Annotated in this window: 17 protein-coding genes and 3 pseudogenes; 16 read left to right on the forward strand and 4 right to left on the reverse strand. The window is 46.0% G+C overall.

Going from position 1 to position 21,992, the window contains the following annotated elements; translation table 11 throughout:
* Window positions 1–18: 18 nt before the first annotated feature.
* Window positions 19–3,423, reverse strand: coding sequence for a ribonuclease E (gene rne, locus MADE_RS08455; RefSeq protein ID WP_012518201.1), 3,405 nt, complete (start codon window positions 3,421–3,423; stop codon window positions 19–21).
* 793 nt (window positions 3,424–4,216) lie between these two features.
* Here rne and rluC point away from each other — a divergent pair.
* Window positions 4,217–5,158, forward strand: a complete 942-nt coding sequence (gene rluC, locus MADE_RS08460) for a 23S rRNA pseudouridine(955/2504/2580) synthase RluC (protein WP_041912869.1) — start codon at window positions 4,217–4,219, stop codon at window positions 5,156–5,158.
* Between the two features lie 7 nt (window positions 5,159–5,165).
* Complete coding sequence (locus MADE_RS08465; protein ID WP_020743425.1) at window positions 5,166–5,870, forward strand: HAD-IA family hydrolase; 705 nt, start codon at window positions 5,166–5,168, stop codon at window positions 5,868–5,870.
* A gap of 18 nt (window positions 5,871–5,888) precedes the next feature.
* On the opposite strand, the gene MADE_RS08470 is transcribed toward MADE_RS08465, so the two are convergent.
* Entirely contained in the window at window positions 5,889–6,509 is a 621-nt protein-coding gene (locus MADE_RS08470) for a Maf family protein (protein ID WP_012518204.1), read from the reverse strand.
* A gap of 154 nt (window positions 6,510–6,663) precedes the next feature.
* On the opposite strand from MADE_RS08470, the gene yceD reads away from it, so the two are divergent.
* From yceD to MADE_RS08540, 14 genes and pseudogenes are all read left to right on the forward strand, one after another.
* On the forward strand, window positions 6,664–7,197 hold the full coding sequence (gene yceD, locus MADE_RS08475) for a 23S rRNA accumulation protein YceD (RefSeq protein WP_041912870.1): 534 nt from the start codon (window positions 6,664–6,666) through the stop codon (window positions 7,195–7,197).
* Window positions 7,198–7,200: 3 nt separating this feature from the next.
* Window positions 7,201–7,371, forward strand: a complete 171-nt coding sequence (rpmF, locus tag MADE_RS08480; protein WP_012518206.1) for a 50S ribosomal protein L32 — start codon at window positions 7,201–7,203, stop codon at window positions 7,369–7,371.
* Between the two features lie 45 nt (window positions 7,372–7,416).
* Window positions 7,417–8,411: pseudogene (gene plsX, locus MADE_RS08485) on the forward strand (phosphate acyltransferase PlsX).
* A pseudogene (locus tag MADE_RS08490) lies at window positions 8,408–9,374 on the forward strand (beta-ketoacyl-ACP synthase III). The pseudogenes plsX and MADE_RS08490 overlap by 4 nt, the downstream one beginning before the upstream one ends.
* 71 nt (window positions 9,375–9,445) lie before the next feature.
* Window positions 9,446–10,375 carry an ACP S-malonyltransferase gene (fabD, locus tag MADE_RS08495; RefSeq protein ID WP_012518209.1) on the forward strand — a complete coding sequence of 310 codons (930 nt, stop codon included), beginning with the start codon at window positions 9,446–9,448 and terminating at the stop codon, window positions 10,373–10,375.
* 9 nt (window positions 10,376–10,384) lie between these two features.
* Window positions 10,385–11,127 (forward strand): annotated as a pseudogene (gene fabG, locus MADE_RS08500) (3-oxoacyl-ACP reductase FabG).
* 199 nt (window positions 11,128–11,326) lie between these two features.
* The gene (gene acpP, locus MADE_RS08505; protein WP_012518211.1) at window positions 11,327–11,566 is read left to right on the forward strand and encodes an acyl carrier protein; all 240 of its coding nucleotides are present in this window, start codon (window positions 11,327–11,329) and stop codon (window positions 11,564–11,566) included.
* A 79-nt stretch (window positions 11,567–11,645) separates the two neighbouring features.
* Window positions 11,646–12,884 carry a beta-ketoacyl-ACP synthase II gene (gene fabF, locus MADE_RS08510; RefSeq protein ID WP_012518212.1) on the forward strand — a complete coding sequence of 413 codons (1,239 nt, stop codon included), beginning with the start codon at window positions 11,646–11,648 and terminating at the stop codon, window positions 12,882–12,884.
* A 155-nt stretch (window positions 12,885–13,039) separates the two neighbouring features.
* The gene (gene pabC, locus MADE_RS08515; RefSeq protein WP_012518213.1) at window positions 13,040–13,888 is read left to right on the forward strand and encodes an aminodeoxychorismate lyase; all 849 of its coding nucleotides are present in this window, start codon (window positions 13,040–13,042) and stop codon (window positions 13,886–13,888) included.
* Between the two features lie 92 nt (window positions 13,889–13,980).
* Entirely contained in the window at window positions 13,981–15,000 is a 1,020-nt protein-coding gene (gene mltG / locus MADE_RS08520; RefSeq protein ID WP_012518214.1) for an endolytic transglycosylase MltG, read from the forward strand.
* 66 nt (window positions 15,001–15,066) lie between these two features.
* Entirely contained in the window at window positions 15,067–15,735 is a 669-nt protein-coding gene (gene tmk, locus MADE_RS08525) for a dTMP kinase (RefSeq protein ID WP_012518215.1), read from the forward strand.
* Window positions 15,735–16,622, forward strand: a complete 888-nt coding sequence (holB, locus tag MADE_RS08530) for a DNA polymerase III subunit delta' (RefSeq protein WP_020745814.1) — start codon at window positions 15,735–15,737, stop codon at window positions 16,620–16,622. Before tmk ends, holB begins: the two co-directional genes overlap by 1 nt.
* A 60-nt stretch (window positions 16,623–16,682) precedes the next feature.
* On the forward strand, window positions 16,683–17,474 hold the full coding sequence (locus MADE_RS08535) for a TatD family hydrolase (protein WP_020745815.1): 792 nt from the start codon (window positions 16,683–16,685) through the stop codon (window positions 17,472–17,474).
* A gap of 20 nt (window positions 17,475–17,494) precedes the next feature.
* Window positions 17,495–18,052, forward strand: a complete 558-nt coding sequence (locus MADE_RS08540; RefSeq protein WP_020745817.1) for a pyridoxamine 5'-phosphate oxidase family protein — start codon at window positions 17,495–17,497, stop codon at window positions 18,050–18,052.
* Between the two features lie 199 nt (window positions 18,053–18,251).
* Here the strand turns inward: MADE_RS08540 and MADE_RS08545 are convergent, their stop codons facing one another.
* Window positions 18,252–18,884 (reverse strand): SDR family oxidoreductase, encoded by a 633-nt coding sequence (locus tag MADE_RS08545; protein WP_023559646.1) that lies wholly within the window; start codon window positions 18,882–18,884, stop codon window positions 18,252–18,254.
* Window positions 18,885–19,101: 217 nt separating this feature from the next.
* Window positions 19,102–21,951 (reverse strand): ligand-binding sensor domain-containing diguanylate cyclase, encoded by a 2,850-nt coding sequence (locus MADE_RS08550; protein ID WP_232363112.1) that lies wholly within the window; start codon window positions 21,949–21,951, stop codon window positions 19,102–19,104.
* Between the last annotated feature and the right edge of the window lie 41 nt (window positions 21,952–21,992).

Below are 21,992 nucleotides of genomic sequence, written 5' to 3' on the forward strand. Positions count from 1 at the left end.
TTAGCGTAAACGGGTTAGCTATTGCGCTACTGCGTCGGCGTTTGGTTCTGCGTTAGCGTCAACCGACTTAGGTAGTGTTGTTGGCGCTGATGCTCGAGAGCCTGCCTGAGCCATTGCGGCTGTTTTACCCGAAACGGCCAGCGCTGGACGTTCGTTATCGGCTTTAGCCGTTAACGCAAGATCTACAAAGGCGTCGTTAACTTCAGCAGGTAGCGCCATCGGATGAGATGCGCCGCGCTTACCCTTACCGCTTGCAGCTAAGCTTGACGTTTCTGAAACCTGTTGCTTAGCAGGCGCTTTCGCTACCGGTGCGTTCGCTTTAGTTTCTACTGCTGCTTCGGTTGTTTCTGCAAGGTTGATTTCAACCTGCTCTGGCGATGCTGAAGCGCTTTCCTCTGCGGCTTGTTCTGACGCGTTGTCAGACGTCGCTTTCACTTCAGAAGGGGCAGCCTCTTCAGACGCTAATTCATCAGATGAGGTGCTGCTCTCGGTGGAAGCCTGCGCTTTTGCAACCGCCTCTTCTTGTGAAAGAGGGGCTGCTTTAGCGACAGAGTTCTCATCAGCTGAAGTTGTATTGCCTCCTACAGGAGTCTCTTCTGCTGAAGGTTGTTCTTCCGCTGAAGGCTGTTCTTCCGCTAAAGGCTTCTTACCCGCTGAAGGCTCTACATCAAACTGAAGTTCGTCTTGAACCGCTTCAACGTCAAGGTTCGCGGTGTCTTGCTTTTCTTGATTAGATGCTGGTTGCTCTTCAGATGGCGCTAGCTTTCCGGGCTCCTGTGCTTGAGTTTCTTCAACAGCCGGCGCTTCTGTTTGCGTAGCTACTGTGCTTGTCTCTGGCTCTTGAGGCTCAAGTTCGCCAGGTTGCTTCGCTTGTGTTTCAGCTTCATCAACTTGCTGAGACTCTTTCTTACGACGCTGACCAGCTGCACGTACGTGACGAGGAGAACGGCGCGAACGACCACGTCCTTCGCGTTTTTGCCCGTTTTCTTCGCTGTTCGCCTCTGTAGCGTCAGCGCTATCTGTTTGGCTGCCTTCAACCTTGTCGGCTTCTCGTGCAGATTTTTCTTCAGACGCTTTGTCTACAGGCTTTTTAGCTGGTTTTTTCGTTTCTTGTTTCTGAGCAGCCGTATTGCCTGACTGTGCTTCTACCTCATCGGCTTTCACCGCTTTTTGAGGCTTTGCGTCAGCTTTCGGCTTACTTTGCGCTTTTGCATCCTGTTGAGGTGCTTTTACAGCTTCGTTGCCCTTCTGGGCAGGTACCGCTTGCGCTTCTGTTTGCTCTACAATGCTTGGCGTATTGTCATCTTTCTTTACACGAACGCTACGACGCTTGTCACGGCGCTTTCTGCGTTCAGCAACTTCACGCTTCTTCTGCGCTTGGTTTTCTTGCTGTTCGCCTTCTTGCTTCTCGTGTTTGGGCTTTTGTTGCTCGTCGCGAGGCTGCTGCGCCTTACGTGGCTTGCGACCTTTGTTGTTGCGCTTGTCGTCTTGATCTTGACGCTGGTCTTGGCGCTGATCACCGCGTGCTTTGCGATTATCCTGCTGCTCGTCACGACCTTGGTCTTTATTCTGGTCTCTGTTTTGAGACGAGTTATTACGACGCTGGTTTTTATTGCGTGGCTTACGACGACGGTCGTCGTTATTGCGGCTGCGATTGTTTCTATTCTTATTTGTGTCAGTAGATTGCTGTTTCTTGTCTTTGTTGCTCTCTTCTTCACCTTCAGAGCCAAACAAGTCGCTGATCCACTTTCCAATACGCGCAAATAATGAAGGCACGTCTTCAGCTTTCTTCGCTGGCTCTTCTTTAGGTGCAACAACCGGTGCAGCCGTTGGTGCAACTAGGCCCTTAAGCGCAGGTTCTTCGCGTTTAACTGGCGTCGTAGTCGTCGTTTCAGTTTCTGCTTCTACCGCAGGCATTAACTCAACGTCGTAGCTGGCTTCAGATACCACATCGTCAGGGCGACGACGCAATACTTGGTAGTGCGGTGTGTCTAGGTTCGCGTTTGGAATGAGCAGCAAATCTACACCGTGACGTTTTTCTAGTAGCTGAATAGACTTACGTTTTTCGTTCAGTAAGTAGGTTGCTACGGGTACAGGCAATTGCGCTTCAATTTGCCCTGTATTTTCTTTAATACTTTCTTCTTCTAGTATGCGAAGAATAGACAGCGCCAAAGACTCAGTCCCGCGAATAGTACCGTGGCCTGAACAGCGAGGGCACACGTGATGCGCAGACTCACCGAGAGAAGGGCGCAGGCGCTGGCGTGACATTTCTAATAGACCAAAGCGTGAAATACGCCCTAACTGTACACGCGCTCTGTCGCTTCTTACCGCATCTTTCATGCGGTTTTCAACTTCACGCTGATGACGAACGGGGGTCATGTCAATGAAGTCGATAACAACAAGACCACCTAGATCGCGAAGGCGTAATTGACGGGCAATTTCATCAGCCGCTTCTAGGTTAGTGTTAAGGGCTGTTTCTTCGATATCGCCACCCTTAGTGGCACGGGCAGAGTTGATATCAATGGAAGTCAACGCTTCCGTTGGGTCAATAACAATTGAACCACCAGACGGCAGGCGAACTTCACGTTGGAAGGCTGACTCGATTTGGCTTTCAATTTGATAGTGACTAAATAATGGAACTTCACCGCGATAAAGCTTTACACGGCTTGCGAAATCAGGACGGACTAGCTGAATATGCTGTAGTGCCTGCTCGTAGATGCTGGTCTTGTCGATAAGAATCTCGCCAATATCACGACGTAGATAGTCGCGGATAGCGCGAACAATAACGTTGCTTTCTTGGTGAATTAAAAACGGTGCTTCACGACCTTCAGCAACCTCTGAAATTGCTTCCCAGTGCTTAAGAAGAACTTTTAAATCCCACTCTAATTCTTCGTAAGATTTACCTACACCAGCGGTACGAACAATTAGGCCCATGCCATCTGGAAGGTCAAGTTTGCTTAGTGACTCTTTAAGCTCAGTGCGCTCATCACCCTCAATTCGGCGAGAAATACCGCCAGCACGAGGGTTGTTTGGCATAAGCACTAAGTAACTTCCCGCAAGCGATAAAAATGTGGTTAGTGCCGCGCCTTTTTGGCCGCGCTCTTCTTTATCAATTTGGATGATAACTTCTTGGCCTTCTTTAATCACATCTTTGATGTTAGGGCGGCCTTCGAATTTGTAACCTTTAGGGAAGTAAGTGCGGGCTATTTCTTTAAGGGGTAGGAATCCATGACGCTCTGCGCCGTAGTCAACAAACGCTGCTTCTAAGCTGGGTTCAACACGGGTAATTTTACCCTTGTAGATATTTGCTTTCTTTTGTTCGTGTCCTGGACTCTCTATATCTAAATCGTACAACCGTTGCCCATCGACTAGGGCAACGCGCAACTCTTCTTGTTGAGTTGCATTGATTAACATTCTTTTCATTGTATCTAACTCTGTTTTCGTACAGCCGTTAAGACACAAAATTAAAGTGACATGTGCAAACCCTCACCGCGCAACCTCACGGCTGGACGGGGACCTTGTTGTTACGTCGCATTATCCTTGGTGGTTGACCATGTTAGCGCCGTTTTTAGCGCCCTAATTACTGGATGTTACTTGCGTTTGTTATGTAAACGAACCTGTAAGTAAATCTCTATGGTCACACTGCTTTAAGGATGTCGGGAGCGACTAGCCCTTATTACTGTATTCTTTAATACGAGCAAACATTGTTGCTCGCGTGTCATTTAATTCTGTTAGTTAACGGCAAACTTATTTTATGTTCGCAAGCAATGGCGGTTGCTTTTCTACGGCAGTGTAGTCGTTGCCTCTCTAGCTAGGTTGGTATGAAAATCACTTTTTCATTGCGGATGCTACCAACGCTGCGCCATGCTTTATCGTTTACAAGTTTGAACAGCATCGTCATTTTTCGCTGATTCGGTCTTGTTTGTTGTTTTTCTAACGCTGCGTTTCACTTTTTTTGGATAGGGGCACAAAAAGCCGCTTACTACCAAAATCTAATCTGTGAATTTTACCGTGCAAAAAACGTTGGTAATTATCGCACCAAAACCCCAATTTTAGCAAGGAAAGCAAGTGAATAAATTGTGTATATCTCTGCATTTCCAAACTGGTCTGCGTTCAAAACGCTAGGTTTGCCTAAAATTGCAGCGAAATATGCTTTTTTCAATATTTTGTGCGTTTCAGTTAGCAGGGGGAATTAGCAATGGGGTATACTTGGCCCATGAAAGAAGAAGCCCCAATAAAAGTACGTTTTGTAACGGTTGACGCCGATTTGGCTGGTCAACGTATCGATAATTTTTTGCGCACCCAGCTAAAGGGCGTGCCGAAAAGCATGATCTATCGCATTTTGCGCAAAGGCGAAGTGCGAGTGAATAAAGGCCGCGTTAAGCCTGAATACAAGTTACAAGCTGATGACATTGTTAGAATTCCGCCTGTTCGTGTGTCGGAAGGGGCGCCCGCGCCTTCGCCTAAACTCGACAAAATTGCTGCGTTAGAGTCTCATATTCTATTTGAAGACGATCGTATCCTGGTGATGAATAAACCATCAGGTATGGCCGTGCACGGCGGCAGCGGTTTAAGTTTCGGTTTAATAGAAGGTTTACGTGCGTTACGCCCTGACGCCAAGTTTATGGAACTGGTCCATAGATTAGACAGAGATACCTCGGGCTGCATATTAATTGCAAAAAAGCGTTCTGCACTTCGTCATATGCACGAGCAACTGCGCACGGGGAAAATGGACAAACGCTACAACGCCCTTGTTTCGGGTGAATGGCCTAAGAATCGTTTTAAGGTGAAAGCGCCGCTTCGCAAGAATGTGCTTCAATCTGGCGAGCGAATGGTTAGCGTGAGCGACGATGGTAAGCCCTCAGAAACGCGCTACCGCATTTTAGAAGAGTATGCGGGGGCGACATTGGTAGAAGCTTCGCCGATAACAGGCAGAACACACCAAATTCGCGTTCATTGCTTACATGCTGGCCATCCGATTGCCTGCGACCCTAAATACGGTGATGCGGATTTTGATGCTTCAATGAGACAAAAGGGGCTAAATAGATTGTTCCTTCATGCACGCAGCATCTCGTTGTTGCATCCTGCAACAGAAGAACGGGTGACATTTTCTGCACCTTTAGACCCCACACTTTCAAATACGCTTAAAGCACTGTAATTAATTTATGCATTCACAAAAAACGCTAGCCGAGGACGCCACCTCAGCGAATATAAGCAGCAAATTGCCTCGTTATAAATTAGTCATTTTTGACTGGGATGGCACCTTGATGGACTCGGCAGATAAAATTGTTAGCTGCATGCAAATTGCCGCTAAGCAGTGTGATATGCCCATACCATCTTATGAACAAGTGGGTCATATAATTGGAATTAGTTTAAAGCCTGCTATTAAACAGTTATTCAATATTCAAGATGATGAATTGGCAGAGCGTCTAGTTAAGGCCTATAAAGCGGCGTTTGTTACGGTAGATACAACGCCTTGTCCGTTATTCAATGGCGTTAATACCATGTTGGCCAATTTAAAAGCGGCGGGGTGTATTCTAGCGGTTGCAACAGGTAAAGCACGTCGAGGTTTAGACCGCGCTTGGACGCAAACAGGTACAGGCGTGTACTTTAGCGCGTCGAGAACCGCTGATGAAGCTGAATCAAAACCATCGCCAGATATGTTGTTGCAGCTTCTTGACGAGCTCGGTGTAGAAGTAAAAGATGCCGTAATGGTTGGGGATACGACCTATGACATGCAAATGGCTAAAGCCATCGGCATGGATAGAATAGGGGTATCTTATGGGGTCCATGCCCAAGTACATTTAGAGGCACTTAACCCCGTTGCATTGGTTCACTCAGTTAGCGAGTTAGAAGCGACGCTGTTTTAAAATAAAACGGCGCATTGCTTATTGCGCTGCTATGGCCAGCAAGTCAACGTTAAAGTGCACATCCAATAGTTCGTTAAGTAGCATAATGGGTAAACCAATAAGGCTATTAGGATCTCGACTTGTAATTTTATCGAATAGCAAGACTCCTAAACCCTCGCTTTTAAAACTGCCTGCACAATCTAAGGGCTGTTCTTTTTGCACGTAAGCGGTAAGGGCAGCTTCGCTATTTTGGCGAAAGTACACCCGGGTTTCATCTACTTGAGTAACGGTTTTATTGGTCGCGGGCTGATGAAGGCAAAGCGCCGTATAAAACGTGACTTCTTTTCCTTGGCATGCTTTAAGCTGCTTAACCGCATTGTCACTATTCCCTGGTTTTCCTAGTAACTGTGGTCCATCGTCCGATTGAACCAATGCGACTTGATCGCTACCGATAATAAGGGTGTCGCGGGGCACATTGACGAGCTCACTGGCAACCTTAAGTGCTTTTTGCTCGGCAAGTCGAACGCTTAATGCGGTAGGCGCTTCGTTATTGAAAGGGGTTTCGTCGATATCGGGGGCGTGGGTATCGACGTGAATACCGATGTTTGCAAGCAGCATTTTCCGGTATTGCGATGAGGAGGCCAAGATAAGGTGAGCCACAAATACTCCTTATTTAAAAATCAATATGTTGCAAAGCATCATTATATCGCGCAATGTAACATTATCACCTTGTGAGGCACATAATCTTATAATGTGTGTTAAATCACAATTTTGCTTTGACAGAAAGGGGGCGACGCTATATCATGCGCGCCCTATGCAGAAAGTGAAACTCCCTCATTCGGTTGAACCGACTAAAAGCGCCATGAAACGTTCCGATTATCGGGGTGTGATTGTGTCTAAAGATATGGAACGATTGAGCGAGGCGGTTGTCCGATGCAATGACTACGTGGACGCAGAAGTACAGTTCGAAAAAGACGCGCAGGGTCTTACTGTTTTTCACGGCCATCTAGCCACGCAGGTAACACTTATCTGTCAAAGGTGTAATGGTGAACTCGATTATCCCGTGGAAGCGGAATTCTGTTTTACTCCAGTGCAGGGAGAAGAGCAGGAAAGCGACGACATCATTCCCGAGGCTTATGAACCGGTAGAGGTCAACGACCACGGAGAAGTTAATCTGCTTCAAATTTTTGAAGACGAGCTACTGTTATCTTTGCCAATTGTGCCCCTTCATGCAGAGTCGGAGTGTACAGTGAAGCAAGACGATATGTCGTTTGGAAAGATTGAACCGGAACAAGAGCGACAAAACCCTTTCGCGGTTTTGAAAGAACTTAAGCGAGACCAGGAGTAAGTTATGGCAGTACAACAAAATCGTAAAACGCGTTCTAAGCGCGGTATGCGTCGCTCACACGATGCATTGACAGGCGCGACTTTGTCTGTCGATTCAACGTCAGGCGAAACTCACCGTCGTCACCACGTGACCGCTGACGGTTATTACAAAGGCAAGAAAGTAATCGGCGCGTAATACGGCGACTACATTTTGTCTACACTAACCATCGCGTTAGATATCATGGGGGGCGATCATGGTCCCCCTGTTATCCTTTCTGCAGCCGTCAAGGCTATCCAACTTCATCCCGATGTGCACTTCACGTTGTGCGGTGACGAAAACACTATCAAGTCAGGCCTTCAACCTCTCACTGATGCAGAGCGCAGTCGCGTTACAATTAAGCATTGTTCACAAGTGGTTGAAATGGGCGAAGTCCCCACCTCGGCACTGCGAAATAAAAAAGACTCTTCAATGCGTCGCGTTATTGAACTTGTCAAAAGCGGCGAGGCAGATGCGTGCGTAAGTGCAGGGAACACCGGTGCGCTATTAACGCTATCGTTTTACCTGTTAAAAACCTTATCCGGTATTGATAGGCCAGCACTCATAAACATGATGCCAACTACCAGCCATCACAATGTATTTTTGTTAGATTTAGGCGCAAACGTGAATTGTACGCCTGAAATACTTTTTCAATATGGCGTAATGGGGTCAGTTTTAGCTCAAGAAGTGGCAGGAATCCCTTCTCCTCGTGTAGCGTTATTGAATGTAGGTGAAGAGGATATTAAGGGTAATGCACAAGTAAAGTCTGCCGACCAATTGTTCAAAGACGCCCCAGGTATTAACTACATTGGCTATGTAGAAGGTGACGACATTTTCACCGACTATGCGGATGTTGTCGTGACAGACGGCTTACGGAAAACGTTGCACTTAAATCGAGTGAAGGACTGGCTAAGTTAGTGATAAATGAAGTAAAACGCCAGTCTCAAAAGAATTTCTATACCCGCTTATTAGCAAAAATTGCCTTCCCATTACTGAAATCTATCTATAACAGCGTGAACCCCGACCAGTATAACGGTGCGAGTCTGATAGGATTGCGCGGCATTGTTATCAAGAGTCACGGAAATGCACAAAAAGACGCCTTTTATTACGCCATCGTGCAAGCAATGAAAGAAGCAAAGATGCATTTGCCTGAAAAGATAAAGACGAAGATAGAAACGGTATTGTTGGAGCAGCTTTGAGCAAATATTCACGCTTTATAGGAACAGGTAGCTATTATCCCAGCGACGTGCGCACAAACGCAGATTTAGAGCTAATGGTGGACACCAGTGACGAATGGATCACTGACCGTACCGGGATAAAAGAACGACGTATTATTGGAGCAGATGAAACCGCTGCTACTATGGGGGCAGAAGCCAGTAAAAAAGCCATTGAAATGGCGGGTATCGACCCCNAAATCTATCGACATGATTGTGTGCGCAACCACTAGCGGTCGCTACGCGCTACCCAGCACAGCATGTGAAATTCAACGCATTCTCGATTTAGATGGTATTCCAGCATTCGATGTAGCGGCGGCCTGTGCAGGTTATTGCTACGCGTTGAGCGTTGCCGATCAATATATAAAATCGGGGATGGCAAAACGCATTCTAGTGGTGGGTACTGATTGCCTTAGCCGTCTTATAGACCCGGCAGACAGGACCATGGTTATTCTATTTGGCGATGCCGCTGGCGCGACCATTATAGAAGCCAGTGACGAACCAGGCATTTTATCAACGCATATCCACGCTGCAGGGTCTTATGGCGATTTATTGGCTGTAGGTAATCCAACCCGAGGTGATGAACAATCCGTTCACGAAAATTGGGGCGTAATGCGTGGTAACGAAGTATTTAAGGTGGCGGTAACCAAACTTTCTGAAGTAGTTGAGCAAACGCTTGCGGCAAACGGTATGGAAAAATCTGATCTTGACTGGTTAGTGCCACACCAAGCAAACTTTAGAATTATCAAGGCTACGGCGAAAAAGCTAAATATGTCCCTTGACCAGGTGGTGCTTACATTAGAGCAATACGGTAATACATCTGCAGCCACAGTGCCAACCGCGCTAGACACGGCTATTAGAGACGGACGTATTCAACGTGGACAGCATTTATTACTAGAAGCATTCGGAGGAGGATTTGCTTGGGCATCAGCGCTTGTTCGCTATTAAGCCCTGCTTTTCTCACTGTAATTTTTTAACGTATTCTCGTTTCTAGTAAAGAAAAATAATAAGGAATCGACATGACAAAGACAGCCTGTGTATTTCCAGGGCAGGGTTCTCAAAGCGTAGGCATGCTTAAAGAACTCGCTGAGACTTCTCCTATTATCGAAGCGACGTTCAAAGAAGCCTCTGACGTACTCGGTTATGACCTTTGGGACTTAGTGCAAAACGATACAGATGGAAAACTAAACGAAACGCATATCACGCAGCCTGCGCTACTTGCAGCAAGTGTTGCCATTTGGCGCGTTATTCGTGAACAAGGTATAGACGTAGATTACCTGGCAGGACACAGCCTTGGTGAGTATTCGGCGCTTGTATGCGGTGGCGCAATGGACTTTGCTGATGCCATTAAACTTGTTGAAGCCCGCGGTAAATACATGCAAGAAGCCGTGCCAGCAGGCGCGGGGGCGATGTACGCCATCATTGGGTTAGACGATGCGACTATAGCAGATATCTGTCAGCAAACTGCCATTGCCACAGGCGACGTAGTCGCGCCGGTAAACTTTAACTCTCCGGGTCAAGTGGTTATTGCTGGTGAGAAACATGCGGCAGAACAAGCGGCGAGCGCCTGTAAAGACGCGGGAGCAAAGCGTGCGCTTCCTCTTGCGGTAAGCGTTCCTTCTCACTGCGAACTTATGCGTCCCGCAGCAGATAAATTAGAAGATGCACTATCTTCTTTGAACGTTAATGAACCTGCAATCAACATAGTAAACAATGTTGATGTCACCATTGAAACTCAGGGTGACGCTATCAAAAATGCATTGGTGCGTCAGCTTTACTGCCCGGTTCAATGGACCCGCACCGTTGAGTACTTAGCGGCAGCAGGCGTAGAGCGTGTTATTGAAGTAGGGCCTGGCAAAGTGCTAACAGGTTTGAATAAACGTATTAGTAAGGGCTTAGAAGCGCTTGCAGTGAATACACCAGACGGTGTTGAAGCATTAAAACAATAAGGAATCGCAATGAGTCAATTAGACGGTAAAATTGCGCTGGTTACAGGTGCAAGCCGAGGTATAGGTAAAGCGATAGCAACCCAGCTTGCTCAGCAAGGAGCAACAGTTATCGGTACGGCGACCAGTGAAAACGGTGCGCAANNGCCATTAGCGACTATCTTTCTGAGTTCGGCGGACAGGGTTTCGCGTTAAACGTGACTGATAAAGACAGCGTTGATGCAACACTTAAAGCCATTAACGAAGCGCATGGTGGTATCGACATCTTGGTCAATAATGCCGGTATCACACGTGATAATCTGCTAATGCGTATGAAAGATGACGAGTGGCAAGATATTATTGATACCAACTTAACATCGATATTTACGCTGTCAAAAGCCGTACTTCGCGGTATGATGAAGAAGCGCTTTGGTCGCATTGTTAATATTGGCTCTGTGGTAGGCAGCGCGGGTAATGCGGGTCAAGCTAACTATGCCGCCGCTAAAGCAGGGGTCATTGGTTTTTCTAAGTCAATGGCGCGAGAAGTGGCTTCTCGTGGCATTACTATCAACGTTGTTGCGCCAGGTTTTATTGATACCGATATGACAAAAGCGCTGAGCGATGACCAAAAAGAAGCCATTTTTAAAGATATTCCGGCCAACCGTTTGGGTGAGCCTGATGAAATTGCAGCCACTGTTGCTTTCTTAGTAAGCGATGGCGCAGCCTATATTACAGGCGAAACTATCCATGTAAATGGTGGTATGTATATGGGGTAAATTCGCAAAAATTGCGAATTTTCCCTAGTTTGGGGTGGTATTTACCCGAACTTGGATGTAAAAATAGTATTTTACGAATTTCGAATGTCGCTGGTTTGACCAGAAAATTTCTTTAAACTGGTGCTTGCAAGGATCAACCTTGCAAAATAAACTAGCGGCACTTTTATTATCTAGTGACGTTTAAGGGAAACCTAGAATTATGAGTAACATTGAAGAACGCGTTAAGAAAATCATCGTTGAACAACTTGGCGTGAAAGAAGAAGAAGTAAAAGCAGAAGCTTCATTCGTTGACGACTTAGGCGCTGATTCACTTGACACAGTTGAACTAGTAATGGCTTTGGAAGAAGAATTCGATACTGAAATTCCAGACGAAGAAGCAGAAAAAATTACTACTGTTCAATCAGCCATTGATTACATCAACGCTAACAAAGACGCTTAAGTCTTAATAGCGACAAAACGGCTCTTCTACAGAGCCGTTTTTGTATCTCCTACCTTTAGTTCCAAAGCGAGGGCTTTTTGTGACAAAACGTCGCGTAGTGGTTACTGGTCTTGGAATGCTTTCACCATTAGGTCTTAATAGCGAAGACACATGGCGCAAATTGCTCGCGGGCGAGAGCGGCATCGGTGAAATCACCCATTTTGATTGCAGTAACTATTCAACCCGTTTCGCAGGTCAAATTAACGACTTTGATCCGCAGGAATACATAGAAAAGAAAGAAACCAAGAAAATGGACCGCTTTATCCAGTTGGGTATCGCTGCCGGCAAACAAGCCTTGGTCGATTCTGGTTTTACTGTTTCACCAGACAATGCGCACCGTGTAGGCGTAGCTATTGGTTCAGGAATTGGTGGTTTAGAGCAAATTGAACAAAACCACTTAAAACTGACAAATAGCGGTCCTAAGCGCGTGTCGCCATTTTTTGTGCCATCAACCATTACCAATATGATTTCAGGTTTTTTGTCTATCATGGAAGGGTTGAAAGGACCGAATTTGAACATTGTGACTGCTTGTACTACAGGTGTTCACAATATAGGTATTGCCGCAAGAACCATTGCTTACGGCGATGCTGATGCCATGCTTGCAGGCGGCGCAGAGGCGTCAATTACGCCGCTAGGAATGGCTGGTTTTGCCGCTGCGCGAGCCCTGTCTTCGCGCAACGACGATCCACAAGCCGCAAGCCGCCCATGGGATAAAGACCGTGATGGTTTTGTCATGGGTGAGGGCGCTGGCGTAGTTATGCTTGAAGAATACGAAGCCGCTAAGGCCCGTGGTGCGACTATCTATGCTGAGCTTGTTGGTTTCGGTATGAGTGGCGATGCCTATCACATGACATCACCGCCAGCAGATGGCGAAGGTGCCGCGGCGTCAATGCAAAATGCAATTAACGACGCCAAGTTAGATGCGAGCGAAATTGGTTATGTTAACGCACACGGTACCTCAACCCCTGCCGGTGATATTGCCGAAGTCGCCGCGGTAAAACGCGTATTTAACGACCACGCATACAAACTGCTGGTTAGCTCAACAAAGTCGATGACGGGTCATTTACTTGGTGCAGCAGGATCAGTTGAAGCCATCTTCACTATTTTGGCACTGCGTGACAAAATGGCGCCACCGACCATCAACTTAGATGAGCCGGGCGAAGGCTGTGACCTAGACTTCGTGGCAAATAAAGCCAAAGCCTTCAGCGAAGATTACGCGCTATGTAACTCTTTTGGATTCGGCGGTACTAACGGCTCGTTGATATTTAAGCGTATATAAAACGCGTTTCAAACGTAGTTGTAATTTCAAATATAAAGGCAGCAACTCGCTGCCTTTTTTTGTACCGGCTTGATATGGCCCTTACGCTATAAGTTGTCTGGCTAGTACAAGTTGGTATACTTCTCCCACGATAAAAAGACATAAAAGAGTAGGCTGTGAGAATAATCCCTAGCGCTACGCCTATTTCACCGAGTGATAGGGCCTTCAATTATGGTGATGGTGTATTTTCTACTCTATTGGTGCACAACCAAAAGCCACAACTGTATTCTTATCACCTTTCTCGGTTAGAACACGATGCGGCCGCGATAAAAATTACCGTCGATACCTGTGCCTTGGAAACCGCTATTAACGAACAGATAGCGGCGTTCAGCAACTCGTCGAATGATATTTCCCCATCAAAATATGTATTAAAAGTACATGTTTCGGGCGGACAAGCGGGCAGAGGCTATGCACGAAGTGAAGACAATGTGCCTTTGGTCAGGTTCAGTCAGCATCCCTATCCTGCACATTACGAGGGGATGGCTAAGCAAGGTATGTCATTAATTTGTGCACAAACCCGACTGGCTATTCAGCCGTTGCTTGCAGGTGTAAAGCACATGAATAGATTAGAGCAGGTACTGATAAAGCATGAAGTTAATGAAGCACATGCCGATGATGCCCTTGTATGCGACACCAACGATAACTTAATTGAAGCAAGTGCCGGTAACGTCTTCTTCTATTCGCAGGGTGAGTGGTATACCCCTTCGCTCAAAGGAAGTGGGGTGAATGGCGTGGTCAGACAGTGTTTGATTGATTCGCTGCTAAACAATAATCACACCTTACACGTAGGTGAGTATCAGCTTTCACATATTGGCAATGCTAGTGCCGTGGTGATCACCAATGCGTTGATGGGCGTGATGCCGGTGAAAAGCGTGCGTATGCCAGATCACAGCAAGTTAGAATTTGACGTGGCAAGTGAAAGCGTTCTTGAATTAAGTAATTTGTTGGCACGCGCCCTACGTTAATGTGTACAGCGGTTTAACTAATTTTAATCAATGTAGTAAAGAGTAAAAATGGACGTGTTATTTAAAAATCAGCACATTGGGTACGCGCAAGTATGAAGCGTACTGTCGTATTTCTGTTATCACTTGTATTCATCGTCGTGATTGTGGGTGCGTCTTGTGTGATGTACGTATCGTCGCAAGTGACAGCCCCCATAAAGCTGAAGGACGATACGCTATTTACCATTGAAAATGGCAGTAACGCCTACCGCACGGTTAAACAGCTTCGCAACGCGGGTATGGTTGACGTTTCTCCTTTTATCGCCAAAGTATGGCTTAAGTTTTTTGCCGGCAGTACGTCGGTAAAATCTGGTAGCTACATGTTGCGCCCTGGCCAATCACTGGTTGATGCCTTTACTCTGTTTACACAAGGCGACGAGCATTTATTTGCCGTAAGTTTAGTAGAAGGCCTGACACTCGCGCAGTGGCTTGAGGCGCTACGGGCGAATCAAGATTTGGTTTTTGATGTAAATGAGCAAACCCTCAGCAACTTAACACAGGGCAACGGTGTTGATTGGTGTTGTGAAAATGCACAGCACACAGAAGGTGTGTTTCTAGCAGATACTTACTTTTTCACAAAGGGCACGAAAGCGAGTGACGTGTTAAAAAGAGCACACAGGGCACTGATAACATTCGTTTCCCAAGAATGGGAGAAACGGGCTGAAGACCTGCCTTTATCATCACCGTACGATGCACTGATTTTGGCGAGTATTATTGAAAAAGAAACCGCGGTACCTAAAGAACGCGATATGATAGCCGGTGTTTTCATAAATAGGCTTAATAAAAATATGCGACTTCAAACCGACCCTACTGTCATTTACGGTATAGGGTCAGAGTTTGATGGCAATATTACTCGTAAGCACTTACGTACGGCTACGCCATACAATACTTACGTTATTAAAGGGCTTCCACCCACGCCTATTGCAATGGCAGGCAAGGCGGCAATACATGCAGCTCTTCATCCATTAGCGACCGACGCCTTATATTTTGTGGCTAAAGGCGATGGCAGTCACCAGTTTTCGAACACGTTAAAAGCGCATAATGCGGCGGTTAGAAAATATCAATTAAAGCGTTAATCGGGTGGGTAGTGGATAGATACCTGCTGTTATAATCTAAAGAAAGAACAGAGTTGATTTAAAGCAATGCGCGGAAAGTTTATTGTAGTAGAAGGCCTTGAAGGGGCAGGAAAAAGCTCGGTAATCGGGTTGATTGTAAAAGCGTTAACAGACGCTGGAATGCGCGTGGAGCAAACTCGTGAGCCGGGCGGTACCCCAATGGCTGAAGCGATTAGAGAGTGTGTTAAGCACGACTGGGACGAAACAGTAAGCGAAGAAACCGAATTACTGCTTATGTATGCGGCTCGCGTTCAGTTACTGACCAATAAAATTTACCCTTCGCTTAACGCAGGTGCTTGGGTGGTGGGAGACAGGCATGATCTTTCTTCGCAGGCTTATCAAGGCGGAGGCCGAGGTGTCAGTGAAAAAACCATGACCGCAATTAGCGATATTGCTCTTAACGGGTTCAAGCCAGATTTAACCCTTTATCTAGACGTAGACCCAGCCGTGGGTTTAGAAAGAGCGCGTGGTCGCGGCGAGCTTGATCGAATTGAGCAAGCGGGTTTAGGCTTTTTTGAGCGTACGCGGGCCAGATATTTATCCTTGGCTGAAAATGATGAGAGCATCATTGTTGTTAATGCTATGCAGCCCATGGAACAAGTGCATCAAGATGTCATTTCCATTATTGCTAATTATGTAAGCCAGCACATTGACGAAGGTAGCGAGTCGCACAAAACCGATCAGGGGAATAACTAATGCCAGTGCTGCCTTGGTTTACAGCTACCTATACCTCTTTAATTTCCCGTTACTTAGCAAAAAAACTGCACCATGGCTTATTGCTAACGGGGGTGAGTGGGATAGGCAAAAACCAACTTGCACTAGGCTTAAGTAATACGTTGCTGTGCAAGCACCCAAGTGTTGATGGCCCATGCGAGCAGTGTCAAAGTTGTCACTTAAGGCAGGCAGGTAACCATCCAGATTTTCATATTCTTGAAAGTGAAAAACAGCTGGGGGTAGACAAAATTCGCGAGGGCATTGCTAAGCTATCCGGTACTGCACAAATGGGCGGGAATAAAGTTTTATTAATCCCCAAGGCTGACACTATGACAGAGGCAGCGGCTAATGCGCTGTTGAAAACCTTGGAAGAGCCCACAAATAATACCTTCTTACTTCTGATTACCGACAGCGTAAATAAACTTATGCCAACCATACTTAGTCGTTGCGAGCGGCAAGTGTTGTCACTGCCGTCAGTATCAGAGAGTTTGAACTACTTAAAAGCGAAAGGCGTAGAAGATGCTAGCGACGCGTTACTTGCAGCCTATGGCTATGCACCGCTTCGGGTAGAGGAGGCCTTGTCGGGTGACGATGACCTCAGCTACCGTCACTTCAGTGATGGGATGCAAGCGCTCTTAGCGGGCGACGCAAATGTGCAAGCACAAACCCTTGCTAACAAGTGGCAAGACAATGCTCAGCAAATAGCATTGTGGTGTCAGCAATTGTCCCATAATGAATATGTAAAACGTCAGCAAGAGACAGATTACAAGCGTTACGCAGCGTGTGTTGAAGCAGTGAAAACTTTGCAGCACGCGGGTGTGAACAAGTCTTTGGTGCTTTTCGGGTTATTAAAAAAGTTTCAACGTTAACAGCATGGCGAAGGCAATGTCGTTGCCAAGCGGTTAACTTCAAAAAAATATAGGTGTAGTTTGTTTGTAGATTCTCATTGTCATTTAGACCGACTTAAACAAGGGCCAGAAGCGCTCGCAGAGACGTTGGACTTTGCAAGAACGCGTGGTGTTGAACATTTTCTTTGCGTGTGTGTATCTGTTAATGATTACGACAGCATGCTAGAGACGGTGAGCAACTTTGACGATGTTTCTGTGTCCTGTGGTGTTCACCCGTTGCATCAGGACGAAGCGTGTAGTTTTGAGGAACTTTTAGAAAAAGCGCAGCGTGAAGAAGTGGTGGCTATCGGCGAAACTGGGCTAGATTATTTCTATAGCCCCGAGAGCAAAGAGGTACAGTTAACCTCGTTTGTTGATCATATTAAGGTTGCCAATGAAACGAAGAAACCGTTAATCATTCACACCCGTGATGCAAGAGAAGATACCATTAACTTGCTGCGTGAGCACAAAGCGTCGCATACAAAAGGCGTTTTGCATTGCTTTACCGAGTCGCTAGAAATGGCCCAAGCAGCCATAGAGATGGACTTTTATATCTCTATTTCGGGCATCGTTACCTTTAACTCTGCGAGCGAGTTGCGCGAGGTTGTGAAAGCGATACCGCTTGAACGCCTTCTTATTGAGACAGATTCCCCTTGGCTAGCCCCTGTACCCCATAGAGGCAAACAGAATCAGCCTGGCTATGTGGTTGAAGTCGCTGAGTTCATAGCAGACTTGAAAGGTGTTTCTGTACAAGAGTTAGCCGAAGCTACTACGCAGAACTTTTATAGGTTGTTTTCCCTTGCTGGCAATAAACGCGTTGCTAGCAATAACTAATATAGTGCATGGAGATAGCTATGCCCCAGTGGCGACAAGGACTGACAAAAAGTTTGCATCAAACCCGTAGCGTACCTGAGAGTCGCTACTTTCAGCTTGCCTCAGTAGATAGCAACGGGGTGCCTTATTGCCGTACCGTGGTGTTTAGAGGCGTGACTGATGACAACCAGTTAGTCGTTATCTCTGACACCCGCTCAGAAAAGTTTGAACAACTTAGTCAAACCCCTGAAGCCCACGTTTGTTGGTACTTTTCTAAAACCCGGGAACAATACCGCTTTTCTTGCAAAGCATCGCTAGTCACCCTTGAACAAGATGACGAACTTGTCACGTCTCAGTGGAATAAATTATCGGATGCTGGCAAAAAGCAATTTTTATGGGGAGAGCCGGGCACGCCCAGAAATGATGGGTCAGCATTACAAATTGAAGGGAGTTTTGACAAGGTGCCAAATCACTTTTGCACCATACTCCTTGCCATTAATAGTGTTGATTACTTAAATCTTAGAGGTAACCCACAACACCGCGAGTGGCATCATAAAGATGAGAATGGTAACTGGGTCAGCCAGTCGCTCATTCCCTAACGTGGTAACGGGCGTGGTTTTCTAACCCCCATTATTAACCACAAATAAAAAGCCCTGTTGCATGCGAAACACTAAGCAAAAGGGCTTTTTAACTATCTCTATCTAAGGGCTCTCTTCCCGAGGTAACTAAACCTAAGTTGTTTTAATTCAAGCATCTCTACCTAAGGGGTCTATAACTAAGGAGTGTATACGCTTACCCTTAGAAGACCTGAGAAATTGGCGTATCACCTTTAAATAGGTATGTAATTACGTTGTCCTCACCTTTTCGGCTAATACTTTCAACAATAGCGGTTGCTACGTCTTCTCGTGGAATGACGGCGTCATCTTTGTTGTTTGGCATATCAGTGCGGACCAAGTGAGAACCCGGTTCGTTCAAAAGCGTTCCAGGGCGCAAAATAATGTGATGTAATCCGCTGTTAATTAGGTGCTCGTCAGCCATATGCTTGGCGACTAAGTAAGGCTTAATTTCTGAAGATACTGCGTCGGGGTCGCCGGCTCCAATTGAACTCACCATTACAAATTTTGACGTGCCCGCAGCTTTGGCGTAGTTAACGGCATTGCGCGCGGCCCATAAGTCAATCATCAGTGTTTTATCTGCCCCGGTATTACCGCCTGACCCCGCCGTAAACACGGCAATATCAATACCTTCAAAATGTGCAGAAAAATCTTCTTCTAAGTTTTGCTCTACCACGGTTAAATCATCGTTTTGAATGTCAGATAATTTTTCAGGGCTTCTTACCGGTGCTAACACTTTGTGGCCCGCATCTAAAAGTTTAACCGTTGCCTGTTTACCAATTTGTCCCGATGCGCCAATAACTAACACATTCGCCATGATATAAACCTCCTTGCAATGCAACATGCATATCGTGAATAAAAACTGAGTTCATGTTTGTTAGAAAGGTAAAGTAAAAAGCGATCAATGTGTGCGACAAATAACATGATAACGAGGTTGTCGACATTACATCAGGTGTTAAAGCACTTGCTCGTTCTTAAAACGAGCGCCAGTTTTAGATTACAATAAGTAGGTTGTTAGAAGGATGAATTCGCTACTATCTAACGACTGCATTTCTACCGGCTTCTTTGCCCTTATACAGTTTTTTATCAACTGCATGAATACAAGCTTCAATGCTATCGTAATTTTTAATGTCAGCGACGCCGCAGGTAATGGTTACATTAAGTTGATAAGGAGGAGAGTCAATAACTAGACTAGCCACCGCCTTGCGTAATTTCTCGGCAACCCAATAGGCTTCTTGCTCTTTTAAAGAGGGAAGTAGAATAAGGAATTCTTCGCCACCCCAGCGAGCGATAACATCGCTTTCACGAAGGCTGCTTTGCAAGATTTTAGCTATTTTGACAAGCACCGAGTCACCAGTTTGGTGGCCGTACTCGTCATTTATGCGCTTGAAATAATCAATATCTAAAAGAAGCAGCGAGAAAGTGTGTCCGTGGCGCTGGAATTCTTGCCATTCAGCTTTTGCTCTTTGCGTAAAATACCGACGGTTTTTCAATCCAGTCAATGAGTCCTGTGTAGATAAGCGTGTTAGCTTTTCTACGACTTCCTCTAGATCTTTTGTTTTTTCTTCTACCTTCAACGCCAGTTCTGCAGAACGTTTTTTTAGCGACGCGATTCTAAACCAAACGATTGAGGTAATGAGGAGAAGTATAATAAGTACGATTACCACGCGCCAAATAGGTTTATCCCACCATGGGGGAATGATGATTACTTCAAGTTGAGCCTCGTCACTGCTCCATTCGTTTTCTTTATTGATGGCTTTTACGGTGAAGCGGTAGTGTCCTGGGTTTAAGTTCGTGTAAGTTGCCACTCTTGTTTTGGCGTCAGTAATACGCCAGCTACTCTCAAAATCAACGAGCTTATAAGCATAGCGAAGTTCGTTGGCGTTCATGAAGTCTGTTGCTGCAAACTCGATAGAAAGTGCAATATTATTATCGTTAAGTGCGATTTTTCCACCTAAATTCAGACGTCTTTCTGCTGTAGTGCTATTGCTATTATTTCGACTAACTACTTTAACGTTAGTAAGGTGAACGCCCGGTGTCCACTTTAAGTTAGTGACTTGTGATGGGGTAAACTGCGTGACACCTTCTGAACCGCCAAAAAGAATAGTATTGTTATCGGTAGAAGCGACTGAGCCTATATAGTAGCCAGTGGATATCGCACCGTGCTCTGCACCGTAATAACTCAGTGAGGAAAGGTCAGGGGCGAGGTAAGTAATTCCTTCAATTGTAGAAATCCATAGACCATACTCGTTATCTTCCACAATAGCGCCGATTGAGATATTGCTAAGTCTGCTTTCGGGCTTAATCTGTGTTACTTTGAGTGACGACAGATCGTCTCCATCTTTGGTTATAAAATAAAGCCCAGCCGCTTGGGTGCCGACCCAGTAACCCCCGCGTTTTGAGCGAGATATCCAAGTGACGACTGTTCTGTCAGTGATTTTGTCTGTGTATTGGCTAACGTTAATAAGTTCGCCGGTTAATTTGTTAGCGACATACAAACCCGATACTGTACTCAGCCACGCACTTTCTTCGTTTTCGAACAGAATACGGGTGGTAAGTGATAAGGGCCATTGCTTAATTACTCGCCTCTCCGAAGGGCGGTAAACAAATACGCCGTCGCTATAGCCGCCAAACCAGATATCACCGTCTGCATCAATATTTATGCTGTAGCCAGACTTTCCTTGCAAAGCCACGATATCCAATTGATTAGTTTCATTATTGAATTTCGCTAGGCCGCTACGCATAGACACCCATAACGTTTCAGTCTTTTTGTCGTAAACAAGGCTCGTTAGCTTATCGTTGGCTTTGTCATCGCTAACTTGTGCGCCGCTAGATGTAAAAGGGCCTTGGTGCGTTTTATCGACAGCATCATAAAGCCATAGCCCTTTTTCGTTGGTAAGCCATACTTTATTGTCTTTATAGTGAGCCATTGAACCGACAATTCGGCCATCGCCGACCTCGCTTGAGTAAAAGTTGCTTAGCTCGGGATTGCTTATCGCGAAACCGTTGTCTTTAGTCCCCACAACAACAAGGCCTGATTGCGTTTGATAGAGGCTTGAAAACCGCTCATTCGCCGAATCTTTTTTACTAATTGGAAACCGCAATACAGTGTACGGACTGTGCGCCGTCAGTATGTTTATCCCTCGCTCAGTCGTTACCCATAGGTCACCATTGCGGCGAAGTAAAATATCAGAGACGTAATTGTCAGATAAACCATGAACTTCAGACGTACACAGTCTTGTAATCGGCTCTGATTTAGCGTTTGGATCAAACAGGCAGATGCCGTGTGTTGCCGTACCAAGCCAAAACCGCGAGCGCTGCGCCGCTACTAGGCGGGTAAAGTTAACGCCTTCAAACGCCACCAACTCCAACGTTTGCTTAATTAAATCGAGTTTATACAGGCCAGAGGTTGAGGTCACGTAAAGCGTGTTTCCAATCAGTTCAACATCAGTTAGCGTGCTGGTTGTATCGGGTAGATAGCTTATAAGCTCTATACTGTTTGTCTCTTCGTGATACGCGTATAGATTGCGTTCAGAGACTATCCAGAGCTTCCCATCGTGCGTCGTTTTAATTCGATTAATGACCTGTTTATTGAATGGGGAAGCAGTGGGTAAGGTGTAGTGTTCAAACCGCTCGGTGTCGACATTTAAACGACTAAGCCCGCTAAATGTACCCACCCACATGTGTTGGCCGTCTAAACTAGCTTCAATTTGTAGTGCGGTAAGTGTTTGAAGACCCTTCGACTTGTCTTCTCCCCACATTCCGAAGTTTCTAAACGTATAGCCATCAAACTTGTCGATACCTGATTGAGAGGCAAGCCATAGAAAGCCATACTTATCTTCTGCTATGTCGGAAACGGTCACGTGACTGATACCGCTTTCCATGTCAAAGCTACGAAAGACGGGTGGGGCAAACTGCGCTCGTG

Origin of the sequence: Alteromonas mediterranea DE (genome assembly GCF_000020585.3) — a bacterium.
Classification (GTDB): Bacteria; Pseudomonadota; Gammaproteobacteria; order Enterobacterales; family Alteromonadaceae; genus Alteromonas; species Alteromonas mediterranea.

Bases quoted from the DNA above. Each gene is read 5' to 3' on its own strand.
- rne (WP_012518201.1), bottom strand. From the start codon at position 3,423: ATGAAAAGAATGTTAATCAATGCAACTCAACAAGAAGAGTTGCGCGTT.
- rluC (WP_041912869.1), top strand. From the start codon at position 4,217: ATGAAAGAAGAAGCCCCAATAAAAGTACGTTTTGTAACGGTTGACGCC.
- MADE_RS08465 (WP_020743425.1), top strand. From the start codon at position 5,166: ATGCATTCACAAAAAACGCTAGCCGAGGACGCCACCTCAGCGAATATA.
- yceD (WP_041912870.1), top strand. From the start codon at position 6,664: ATGCAGAAAGTGAAACTCCCTCATTCGGTTGAACCGACTAAAAGCGCC.
- rpmF (WP_012518206.1), top strand. From the start codon at position 7,201: ATGGCAGTACAACAAAATCGTAAAACGCGTTCTAAGCGCGGTATGCGT.
- fabD (WP_012518209.1), top strand. From the start codon at position 9,446: ATGACAAAGACAGCCTGTGTATTTCCAGGGCAGGGTTCTCAAAGCGTA.
- acpP (WP_012518211.1), top strand. From the start codon at position 11,327: ATGAGTAACATTGAAGAACGCGTTAAGAAAATCATCGTTGAACAACTT.
- mltG (WP_012518214.1), top strand. From the start codon at position 13,981: ATGAAGCGTACTGTCGTATTTCTGTTATCACTTGTATTCATCGTCGTG.
- tmk (WP_012518215.1), top strand. From the start codon at position 15,067: ATGCGCGGAAAGTTTATTGTAGTAGAAGGCCTTGAAGGGGCAGGAAAA.
- holB (WP_020745814.1), top strand. From the start codon at position 15,735: ATGCCAGTGCTGCCTTGGTTTACAGCTACCTATACCTCTTTAATTTCC.
- MADE_RS08540 (WP_020745817.1), top strand. From the start codon at position 17,495: ATGCCCCAGTGGCGACAAGGACTGACAAAAAGTTTGCATCAAACCCGT.
- MADE_RS08545 (WP_023559646.1), bottom strand. From the start codon at position 18,884: ATGGCGAATGTGTTAGTTATTGGCGCATCGGGACAAATTGGTAAACAG.
- MADE_RS08550 (WP_232363112.1), bottom strand. From the start codon at position 21,951: ATGGAAAGCGGTATCAGTCACGTGACCGTTTCCGACATAGCAGAAGAT.